The following is a 10,641-nucleotide window of genomic DNA, read 5'->3' on the forward strand; positions in this document are numbered from 1 at the left end:
GATAGAATAGATACATCAATAGATGCAAGTAAAGATTTATATCCAAATGGAACAGATTCAGTAGTACTTGCAAACTGTGAAAGATATACAGATGTACTTACAGCAAATCCATTTGCAGTACAGATAAAAGCATCATCACTATTTACATATAAAGATAAATTACCAGAAAAAATATTAAAAGAAATAGAAAGATTAGGAGCTAAGAAAATATATATAAGCGGTGGATATGAAGCAGTATCTAAAAAAGTAGTGGATAGACTATCAAATATGGGTTATTCAATACATAGATTTGATGGAAAGGATAGATATGACACAGCAAGAAAAATAGCTATAAAAATAAGAGAAAAAGGAAATAAAAATATAGCAGAACTTGCATCAGGAGAAAATTATCCAGATGCATTATCAATGACATCAATGGCAGTAAAAGACAATGCACCGATACTTCTTACAAAAAAAGATTTAATTCCAATGTATACAAAAAAAGCATTAGCTCAATGGGATATAGAAACAATAAAAATAGCTGGACTTAATGAAGCTATATCAAAAGATGTTGAAAATCAGATACACAAAGGATTTTCTATAATAAAAGGAAATAAGGAAAATTCAAATGTTTATAATGGAGCAAAAATATTATTAAGATATGGTGGAAAAGATAGATATGAAACATCAACAGTAATAGCAGAAGAATCATATCCTGAATCAAAACTAGGAGTATATGCAACAGGAGAAGACTTCCCAGATGCGTTAATAGCAGGAAACTATGCTGGAAGAAAAGAAGCACCAGTACTTCTAGTTAAAAGAGATACTTTACCAAAAGTTGTAGAAAACTATACAAAAGAGTCAAAAATAAAAAGAGCAACATTAATAGGTGGAGTAAATGCAATAAGCGATAAAGTATTATATGATATAAAAAATATAATAGAATTAAATTTATATTAAGTATATAAATTTAAGATAGAAAAAGAGAGATTAATTTCTCTCTTTTTTATTTTGTGGACTATATTAATAATAAGTATTAAAGAATAAAGATGAATAAATAAGGATAAATTTATTTTGAATATAAAAATAATCCACAAAGAGTATTGAAATAATCTTTAATTTAAACTAATCTAAAATTAAAAGAAAGTACTAAATTAATATAAAATAAGAACTAATATGTGAATAATAATGAAAAATCCCAAATGAAACAGTGGATAAGTGGATAAAATTTTAAAAGAAAATAAACTATAAACAGAAAAGGTGTGAATAAAATTGTACAAAGAAAAAGAAAGAGTTATATCATTTGATATGGCAAAAAGTAATAAAGAGAAAAAATATAAAACAAATATAGAAATCGAATTTAAAAATAATGAGATTTTAGATATATATAATGAAAATGGTGAAATAATAGGATCTAAAACAAGAGGTGAAATTCATAAGAAAGGATATCTACATAAAGTGATACATTGTTGGTTTGAAGAAGATAAAGAAGATGGAAAAAATTGTTACTTTCAACAAAGAGCAATGTATAAAAGTTATCCAGGGTTATATGGAGTTATGGTAGGTGGACATATAGATTCTGGAGAAGACGAATTTTCAGCATTAAAAAGAGAAATTTCAGAAGAAGCAGGAATAATAGCAGAAGAAAAAAATATAAGTTTTATAAATCAAATAACAGAACATATAGTTGATGGAGGATTTATAGATAATGAAATATGCGAAGTATATAGATATAAGGTAGATGATAGTACAAAATTTAAACCAAATGAAGAAGTAGCAAAAATTGTAAAAATGGATGAAAAAGAATATAAAGATTGTGTATTTGGTATATCAGACACAGTTGAAGCAGAAGTTGTAGCTATTTCAAATCAAGATGGTATGGAACAATATGAAGTTGGAGATAAATTCCTTATACATACAAATGATTTTTGTGAATACGATAGAGAGTATGTAAGAATGGTAACAGAAATGACAGATGATGAATATTTTATGAGAGAAGCTCTTAGAGAGGCTAAAAAAGCATATAAGAAAGAAGAAACACCAATAGGAGCAATAATTGTTAAAGATGGAAAGATAGTTGGAAGAGGACATAATTTGACTGAGTATTTAAATGATGCAACTGCTCATTCTGAAATACTAGCAATTAAAGATGCTACAAAAAATTTAGGTGGATGGCGCCTTTTTGGTTGTAAAATGTATGTAACAATGGAGCCATGTATAATGTGTTGTGGTGCAATAGTAAATTCTAGAATTAGAGATGTTGTAATAGGAGCTAAAAGAGTAAAAAATGAAAAGATAGAAAAACAATCAGAATTTAAAAAGGAATTCTTTGAAGATTCTAAGGTTAAATATAAATATGGTATTATGGAAAAAGATTGTGCAAAAATGCTTACCGACTTTTTTAAAAAATTAAGATAACAAAAATAAGGTAATATAGATATATAAAGATTAAATTATTGATAAAAAGTAATTAAAAAATGCAAATAAAAAGCCCCAGGAAAATTATGTGGAAATTCCCGGAGCTTTGAGAAAAGAAATAAAAAAGAGTTGTATAAAATAATACTAATACATTATAACACATAAAAAAGGAAAATGTAAATAAAATATAGGTATTGGATAAAACAAATAAAAAAGAGATAGTATTGAAATTTCAACATTCAAATATTATCTCTTTTTAAAGTCTAAATATAAAAAATTTATATAAAAATATATATTAAATATGAAAAATTATAGAAAATATTAGTTTAGTCTAAAAGTAAAATTATCTATAAGTCTAGTTTTTCCTATAAATACTGCAATTGCTACTAAAACATTTTTTTCTACAGATTCTACTGGTTGTAGAGTTTCACTATCTACAATTTCTATATAGTCTGCTTTAGCTAAAGGTTCAGCATTTATTTCTGATTCTATAATATTTTTTATTTCTTTAGTGCATCTTAAGCCATTTTCCATAGCCTCATTTGCTTTTTTTAAACTTCTACTAAGAACTAAAGCAGCTTTTCTTTCATCTTCAGAAAGATAAGTATTTCTAGAACTTTTAGCAAGTCCATCATTTTCTCTTACTATAGGGCATCCTATTATTTCAACATCTATACTAAGGTCTCTTACCATTCTTTTTATTATAGCTAACTGTTGAGCATCTTTTTCTCCAAAATAAGCTCTATCAGGAGTAACTATATTTAAAAACTTAGAAACAACAAGACAAACTCCTCCAAAATGAACTGGTCTTTTTGCTCCACATAAACCTTTAGATAAACCTTCAACATTTACAGTAGTACATTTATCTGGAAAATACATTTCTTCTGGTTCTGGATTAAATACTAAATTGGCTCCTGCTTCTGTACAAAAAGCATAATCTTTTTCTATATCTCTTGGATAATCTTCAAAATCTTCATTAGGTCCAAATTGAGTTGGGTTTACAAAAACACTAACTACAACTCTATCATTTTCTGAAACAGCTTTTTCTATTAAAGATTTATGCCCTTCATGAAGAAATCCCATAGTAGGTACATAACCTATAGAAAGACCTTCTTTTCTCCAAGCTTTTACTTGTTCTCTAACTTCTTTTATTGTATTAACTAACATTTTATAATCTCCAATCATAATTTATTAATAAAGTTTTTTTAATTCATCTTCATCTATTTTGAAAGTATGTTTTTGCTCAGGGAATGAACAATTTTCTACTTCATCTATATATTCTGTTATAGCATCTCTCATTATTTTCCCTGTATTAGCATATTGTTTAACGAATTTAGGTACAAAATCATCAAACATTCCAAGCATATCTTGATAAACAAGTATTTGCCCATCACAATCGACACCAGCACCAATACCGATAGTAGGGATTGAAACAGCTTCAGTTATTAATTTTGCTATAGCAGCAGGAACTCCTTCAAGAACAATAGAGAAAGCACCAGCTTTTTCAAGTAACTTAGCATCTTCAATTAATTTTCTTGCAGCTTCTTCAGTTTTTCCCTGAACTTTAAATCCTCCAAAAGCATTTATAGATTGAGGAGTAAGTCCTAGATGACCCATAACAGGAATCTGAGCATCGACAATTGCTTTTACTTGATTAACTACAGTTGCACCACCTTCAAGTTTAACAGCATGTGCACCACCTTCTTTTATAATTCTGCCTGCATTTCTTACAGCATCTTCAATAGATACATGATAAGAAAGAAAAGGCATATCACCTACAATAAGTGCATTTTTAGCACCTTTTTTAACTGCTTTAGTATGGTAAATAATGTCTTCTACAGTTACTGAAAGAGTATCCTCATCACCTTTTATAACCATACCAAGTGAATCACCAACTAAGATACCATTTATTCCACAACTATCTATTATTTTAGCCATTGAATAATCATAAGCAGTTAACATACTTAGTTTTTTACCGTCTTCTTTTGCTTTTTTAAATGATAAAACAGTATTTTTCATTATTCTATTCCTCCGAGTATTTTATAAATTTTGCCAAATTTTTCTGATGAATTTAAAAGTTTAACAAAAGAGTCTTCATTATTTCCAAACTCCCTTTTAGCTTTTAAATTCAATAAATTCATAGAAAGATTTTTATAAATTTCAATATCTTTATCTTTCAAAACAGATAGATGTTTTTCTACAGGTGAAATATCTCCTCTTGAAACAGGTCCTGTAAGAGAAAGATTAAAACCTTTATTTTTTATATTTTCTATATTTCCCAGTATTAAAGGATATAAAGCCTCAAAAGAATCTTTTTCAGAAAGACCTAAATCTTGTAGATATTCAATTCCAATATTAAATAAAGAAAGTGCTAAATTAGAAACAATTACATTTGCTAAATGATATTTAGCAGAAGAATTAGAATCTCTAATAAAATACTTATTTCCCAAAGAATTCATAAATTTAATAATATCTGAATTACTATCTACATTTTTCCCTTCTACAGAAAAATATATGTTATTTAATTTTTCTAAATCTGTGAATTTATTTGAAAAGGCAAACATTGGATGTATAGAATAGATTGATGCACCTGAATTTTCTGCACTAGAAAGAATATCTGACGAAAGAGAACCACTTGTATGGAATATAGATTTTCCAGTCAGATTATATTTTGAAATTTGTTTGTTTATTTCTGAAATAGTATCATCAGGAGTTGTTATTACTATAATATTACTTTCAGTAATTAAATTTTTTAAGTCTAAAAAAATTGTTGAGTTTGTTAAATTACATGCTTCTTTTAAAGATTTTGGATTATGTCCATAAAACCCAGAAATCTCTATATTTTTGTAGCTAAAATACCTAGCAAGTGAAACGCCCACTTTACCAGGACCAATAAATCCAATAGACAATGGTATCACCTCCAAAATAGTGTGATCCAAATCCTGACTTTCAGAAAATTAATGCTTAAAAATAGGTACAGTTCTATAATATAGATACTATCCAACTAACATTTTAGCACCATAACCATTCAATAACAAGATTGAATTATAAAAAGTATGCTGTATACAATAGTATTTGAATATATATTTTTTATAAATTAAGAAAAATGAAGAATATATTTTTTACTTGATGAAAACAAACCTTTGTGCTATCATAGTATAGTAATTCTTAATAATATTATATTTATAATATTATTAAAAAAATAAATATGGTTATAATTTTGCTGTACTAGATGGGGAGGTAGCGGCACCCTGTAACCTGCAATCCGCTATAGCAGGGTTGAATTCCATCTGGAGGATTTGTAATTGAAGTGCAGTCTCTTTTAACTTAGTGTTGACGCTCAGGTCCTGGGCAATGGAAGCTCGTGAATCCCGTCAGATCCGGAAGGAAGCAGCGGTAAGCGATCACTTTTATGTGACCTAGGGAAGCCTTGGCTGAGCTGAGTACTAGAGCAACGGCTTTGAGGAAAAGACGATAGATGGTGTACAGCTTATTTTTTTAATAGCAAATCCCTTTGAAAGAAGGGATTTTTTTTATAGTATTTATAAAGTTACAAAGGAGTTGAAATATATGCATAAAGCATTATATAGAGAGTATAGACCTCAAAAATTTTCTGATGTGGTAGGACAAGAGCATATAGTAAGAACTTTGAAAAATGAGATAATATCTGGAAATATTGCTCATGCATATATGTTTAGTGGAACAAGAGGTACAGGTAAAACAACTGCTGCAAAAATATTTGCAAGAGCTGTAAATTGTTTAAATCCTAAAGATGGAGAACCTTGTAATGAATGTGAATCTTGTAGAGCAATAATAAATGATAGTACAGTTGATATTTTTGAAATTGATGCTGCATCAAATAATAGTGTAGACGATGTAAGAGAAATTAGGGAAAGTGTAAAATACACTCCAACAAATTCTAAATATAAAGTATATATAATAGATGAAGCACATATGCTTTCAAAAGGTGCTAGTAACGCTCTTTTAAAAACAATAGAAGAACCTCCTGAATATGTTGTATTTATATTTGCTACAACAGAACCAAATAAAATGATACCGACAGTACTTTCAAGATGTCAAAGATTTGATTTTAAAAGAATTACTATAGAAGAAATGAAAGATAGAATGAGATATATATGCTCAAAAGAAGGAGTAGAGGTTGAAGAAGATGCACTTTCTGTAATAGCAAGAAATTCTCAAGGAGCTCTTAGAGATGCACTTAGTATTTTAGATAGATGTATTTTATTTGGTGAAAATTATTTAAAATATGATGATGTTGTAGAAATACTTGGAATTGTAAATATAGATGAAATATTTGGATTGGCAGATGATATTATAAATCACAAAGTATCTGAAGCTCTTCAAAAAATCGACTCATTTATATCTAGTGGTAAAGATATAGAAATTTTATCTTCAGAATTAATAGAGCATATGAGAAGTCTTATGATTTGTTTAGCAGCAAAAGAAAATGCAAAAAATATTATATCTGTATCAGATGATGAGTTTGAAAAAATGAAAAATAGTATTAAAAACACTGATATAGATAATATAATAAGAATAATAAATATATTGTCAGAAGTGCAAAATAATTTAAAATATGCAATAGACAAGAGAACTATATTTGAAGTTGGTATAATAAAAACTATTAAACCTATATACGATACTAGTAAACAAGCTTTAGAAGAGAGAGTTAAGTATCTAGAACAAATTATAGAAAGTGGAAATATAACTATTAATTCTAAAAATATAGATGAAAAAGATAAAAAAGAAGATAAAAGAAATGATATTGATTCTAAAAAAGTAGATGTAGATAAAAAAAGTTCTGATAACAAAAAGAAAAAATATGAAGAAATGAAAAGTGAAGATTTAAATAAGATAGAGCGGCTTTGGGACAAGGTATTAGATACAATGAAAAAAGATAGAAAAATGCCTGTTAGAGCTATGTTATTAGAAAAGAAAAATATAAAAGAACATAATGGAGTTTTATATATAATTTTTGGTGAAAAATTTGCTTTTGCCAAAAAAAGTTTAACAGAACATGGAAATTTAGAGTATATAGAAAATGTTATAAAAAGTGTAGTACATAAAAATTTCTCTGTTAAAATCATTTTAGAATCAGAAGCAGATAATATAAATATGGAAATTGAGAAAGAATCTGATAAGGGAGAGGAAATATTAAAAAGAATTGTTTCTTCAGATATTATAGAGATAAAGGAAGGTTCTGATAAAGAAATATAATATTTATAGAAAATATATGATGATTATTATAGAAGATTTATCAAAGATTTTATTCTATTGATTAAATTTTTGATAAGTAATAAAATAAATTATAATTAAATCAGTATTGTCGATTTTTTCGACTTACATAGAATATAATAATATAAAATAAATAATTGTTTTATTAATAGGAGGAAAGTATAATGGCAAAAAAAGGATTCCCAATGGGTGGAATGGGCGGCATGAATATGAACAAGATGCTTAAACAAGCTCAAAAGATGCAAGAAGATATGGCAAAAGCACAAAAAGAGTTAGAGGAAAAAGAAGTAGAAGCATCAGTTGGTGGAGGTGCTGTTACTGTAAAAGTTAATGGTAAAAAAGAAGTAGTATCTATAAATATAAAAGAAGAAGTTGTAGATCCTGATGATGTAGAAATGCTAGAAGATTTAGTATTAAGTGCAGTTAATGAAGCTCTTAGAAATATAGATAATCTTCAAGCTAATCAGATGAATAAACTAACAGGTGGAATGAATATACCAGGATTATTCTAGGTGAGATAGTATGCAAGCATATACAGAACCAATCACTAGATTAATTGAAGAATTTTCAAAACTACCTGGAGTGGGTAGAAAAACAGCACAAAGATTGGCTTTTCATGTTATAAATATGAATAATAATGATGTAGAATCATTAGCTAAAGCTATTATAGATGCAAAAAAAGAAATTAGGTATTGTTCAATCTGTTGTAATATAACAGATACTGATCCATGCAGCATGTGTGCTAATAAAAATAGAGATAAAAGTGTAATTTGCGTTGTTGAAGATCCAAGAGATGTAGCAGCTATGGAAAGAACAAAAGATTATAATGGAATGTATCATGTTCTTCATGGAGTTATATCTCCAATGGATGGTGTTGGGCCAGATATGATAAAGATAAAAGAGCTTTTAGTAAGGCTTTCGAATCAAGATGTTAAAGAAATTATAATGGCAACTAATCCTACAGTTGAGGGAGAGGCAACAGCTATGTATATAGCAAGACTTGTAAAACCAATGGGAATAAAAGTTACTAGAATAGCACATGGTCTTCCTGTTGGTGGGGATCTTGAATATGCAGATGAGGTTACAATATCAAAAGCACTTGAAGGAAGAAGAGAGATATAATGAATATCGATAAAGAATATGATTTTGATGAAGGACTTGCTATGGATTTAATTACTAAAAAAAGAGTGAATAAACCAAAGCAGAAAATATCTTCAAAGAAAAAATATAAAAATGTAGAGGGTTCATTTAGAAACAATGTTAAAAATTATCAATATGATTATGAAGAAGATTTTTATGAACCTGAGAATAAATAATAATAAAAGAAGGACTAACTTTTAAAGTTTAGTCCTTTTTCATGTTTGTATGTATAAAAATCAAGTTTTATTTATTATTGTTTATAAAATCTTGATTTTCCATTATTTCTTTTGATAAATTTGCTATATTCTGAGCAGAGTTGACCTTTTTTATAGAAGAAATATTTTTTTTGAGAAGTTCTACTCTTTCTGGGTGATCCAATAAAACTTTTAATAATACAGAAAGTGTATATTTTTTAGTAACTCTAATTACAGCACCACAATTAGATAAAAAATCTAAATTTTCTTCTTCTTGTCCAGGAATATAGTAAGGAACAATCATAGGAACACCTTTTAAAAGTGTTTCAGTAGTAGTAAGACCACCAGGTTTTGTAACTATAAAGTCTACTGCAGATAATATATCATTCATTTTATCAGTAAAGCCTAACACTTGTATATTTTTTTCGCACTCATAATTAGCTAATTTTTTTTCTATTTTTTCTTTTAATGATTTGTTTCTACCTGTAATAACTAAGATTTGAAAATCTCTGTCAATTTGAATTAATTCTTCTAAAGTTTCTTTTATATTTCCAGCCCCAAAACTTCCACCCATTAATACAATTGTCTTTTTATCTGTTGATAGATTTAATTCTTTTAAAACAGTTTCTTTATCTCGATTAAGTAAAAAAGATTTTTCAACTGGGATTCCATACGCTTTTATTCTTTCAGGTTCAGCACCTTCAGAAACTAAAAGTTCCTTAACATATTCATGACCTACTATATAGTAATCTATTTCATTTTGTATGTGTGTAGAGTGGACAGTATAATCAGTAAGTATGGAAATAAGAGGAGGAACTGCTACTGGCTCTTCATTCCAGTGAAATAAGCTAGAGTATTCTTCAGAAATTTTATTAGAAGATGAATGTACCTTTTTCTCATTTGATATTTTTTTTAATTTTGATAAAGCAATCATTGGAAAAGGATGTGTTCCTATAATTAAATCTGGATTTTCTTCTAATATTAATGTTTTTAATTTTTTTGCTAATAAAGATATTAAAGGATTATCTTTATATTCATTTTTTGATACAAGTTGAGTATCAGATAATCTATATATACTTCCATATGCTTCTGGAGTGTACATAGCTGATTTTTCATATCCTCTAGAAATAACTTTATCAGTGAAATTATTTATTAATTTTAAGCTGTCTATAATCTTACATTCAACAGGTTCGCCATTTATAAATTTTAATTCAAGGTCTTCTTGAATGGCTTTAGCCGCACGATTATGGCCGCCACCAGTAGAAGCCGACATAATAAGTACTTTTTTCATAAAATCCTCCTAATTTAAGCAAATAGATTATTTTTAAAGAATCATTTTCTAATTAATTAAAATTATGAGATTTATTCTTTTATTTATTGTATTATTTTAATATTAATCTAATACAATAATAAAAAAAATACAAGTAATATGAATGAAATATCATATTGGAAATAATTATAAAATAAAAAAATAAAATAAATAAAAAGTTTATCTAAAGCTTTTTTAAAATTTTAAAATATTTTTTTAAAAAAGTGTTGACCTTTTATTAATGAGATGGTAATATAATACTTGTCCTTGAGAGAGGGCAAGAAACAAAAGAGAAAATCGAAAGATTAAAATGAACTTTGAAAACTGAACAGCAGATATATTTAG

At 27.3% G+C, this 10,641-nt stretch carries 10 protein-coding genes and 1 other RNA gene; 7 read left to right on the forward strand and 4 right to left on the reverse strand.

Annotated features, from left to right (window positions below; translation table 11 throughout):
- Together Q1J78_RS00150 and Q1J78_RS08660 are read left to right on the forward strand one after the other, a co-directional pair.
- Positions 1-939 (forward strand): cell wall-binding repeat-containing protein (locus Q1J78_RS00150; protein ID WP_300278657.1); only part of this gene is annotated, 939 nt, incomplete at its 5' end.
- A gap of 312 nt (positions 940-1,251) precedes the next feature.
- A complete protein-coding gene (locus Q1J78_RS08660; protein WP_330683260.1) occupies positions 1,252-2,397 on the forward strand; it encodes a deaminase in 1,146 nt (381 codons plus the stop codon).
- A 321-nt stretch (positions 2,398-2,718) separates the two neighbouring features.
- Here the strand turns inward: Q1J78_RS08660 and panC are convergent, their stop codons facing one another.
- The 3 genes from panC to Q1J78_RS00175 are packed head-to-tail and all read right to left on the reverse strand — an operon-like array spanning position 2,719 to position 5,306.
- Positions 2,719-3,564, reverse strand: a complete 846-nt coding sequence (panC, locus tag Q1J78_RS00165; RefSeq protein ID WP_300278658.1) for a pantoate--beta-alanine ligase — start codon at positions 3,562-3,564, stop codon at positions 2,719-2,721.
- Between the two features lie 24 nt (positions 3,565-3,588).
- Positions 3,589-4,416: a 3-methyl-2-oxobutanoate hydroxymethyltransferase gene (gene panB, locus Q1J78_RS00170; RefSeq protein ID WP_300278659.1), complete on the reverse strand. Its 828-nt coding sequence runs from the start codon at positions 4,414-4,416 to the stop codon at positions 3,589-3,591.
- Positions 4,416-5,306, reverse strand: coding sequence for a Rossmann-like and DUF2520 domain-containing protein (locus Q1J78_RS00175; protein ID WP_300278661.1), 891 nt, complete (start codon positions 5,304-5,306; stop codon positions 4,416-4,418). The genes panB and Q1J78_RS00175 overlap by 1 nt, the downstream gene beginning before the upstream one ends.
- Positions 5,307-5,620: 314 nt before the next feature.
- On the opposite strand from Q1J78_RS00175, the gene ffs reads away from it, so the two are divergent.
- From ffs to Q1J78_RS00200, 5 genes are all read left to right on the forward strand, one after another.
- Positions 5,621-5,886: signal recognition particle sRNA large type (gene ffs, locus Q1J78_RS00180), an RNA gene on the forward strand.
- An 81-nt stretch (positions 5,887-5,967) separates the two neighbouring features.
- Complete coding sequence (gene dnaX, locus Q1J78_RS00185; RefSeq protein ID WP_300278664.1) at positions 5,968-7,635, forward strand: DNA polymerase III subunit gamma/tau; 1,668 nt, start codon at positions 5,968-5,970, stop codon at positions 7,633-7,635.
- Between the two features lie 182 nt (positions 7,636-7,817).
- Positions 7,818-8,165 carry a YbaB/EbfC family nucleoid-associated protein gene (locus Q1J78_RS00190; RefSeq protein ID WP_300278667.1) on the forward strand — a complete coding sequence of 116 codons (348 nt, stop codon included), beginning with the start codon at positions 7,818-7,820 and terminating at the stop codon, positions 8,163-8,165.
- 10 nt (positions 8,166-8,175) lie between these two features.
- A complete protein-coding gene (recR, locus tag Q1J78_RS00195) occupies positions 8,176-8,775 on the forward strand; it encodes a recombination mediator RecR (protein ID WP_300278670.1) in 600 nt (199 codons plus the stop codon).
- Complete coding sequence (locus Q1J78_RS00200; RefSeq protein ID WP_300278673.1) at positions 8,775-8,969, forward strand: hypothetical protein; 195 nt, start codon at positions 8,775-8,777, stop codon at positions 8,967-8,969. The genes recR and Q1J78_RS00200 overlap by 1 nt, the downstream gene beginning before the upstream one ends.
- 67 nt (positions 8,970-9,036) lie before the next feature.
- Here Q1J78_RS00200 and Q1J78_RS00205 read toward each other — a convergent pair whose 3' ends face one another.
- The gene (locus Q1J78_RS00205) at positions 9,037-10,278 is read right to left on the reverse strand and encodes an MGDG synthase family glycosyltransferase (protein ID WP_300278676.1); all 1,242 of its coding nucleotides are present in this window, start codon (positions 10,276-10,278) and stop codon (positions 9,037-9,039) included.
- Between the last annotated feature and the right edge of the window lie 363 nt (positions 10,279-10,641).

Source organism: Peptacetobacter sp. (assembly GCF_029264495.1).
GTDB lineage: Bacteria > Bacillota > Clostridia > Peptostreptococcales > Peptostreptococcaceae > Peptacetobacter.

What these genes read in the sequence shown, in the direction of transcription:
- panC (WP_300278658.1), bottom strand. Translation starts at nt 3,564, where the DNA reads ATGTTAGTTAATACAATAAAAGAAGTTAGAGAACAAGTAAAAGCTTGG.
- panB (WP_300278659.1), bottom strand. Translation starts at nt 4,416, where the DNA reads ATGAAAAATACTGTTTTATCATTTAAAAAAGCAAAAGAAGACGGTAAA.
- dnaX (WP_300278664.1), top strand. Translation starts at nt 5,968, where the DNA reads ATGCATAAAGCATTATATAGAGAGTATAGACCTCAAAAATTTTCTGAT.
- Q1J78_RS00190 (WP_300278667.1), top strand. Translation starts at nt 7,818, where the DNA reads ATGGCAAAAAAAGGATTCCCAATGGGTGGAATGGGCGGCATGAATATG.
- recR (WP_300278670.1), top strand. Translation starts at nt 8,176, where the DNA reads ATGCAAGCATATACAGAACCAATCACTAGATTAATTGAAGAATTTTCA.
- Q1J78_RS00200 (WP_300278673.1), top strand. Translation starts at nt 8,775, where the DNA reads ATGAATATCGATAAAGAATATGATTTTGATGAAGGACTTGCTATGGAT.
- Q1J78_RS00205 (WP_300278676.1), bottom strand. Translation starts at nt 10,278, where the DNA reads ATGAAAAAAGTACTTATTATGTCGGCTTCTACTGGTGGCGGCCATAAT.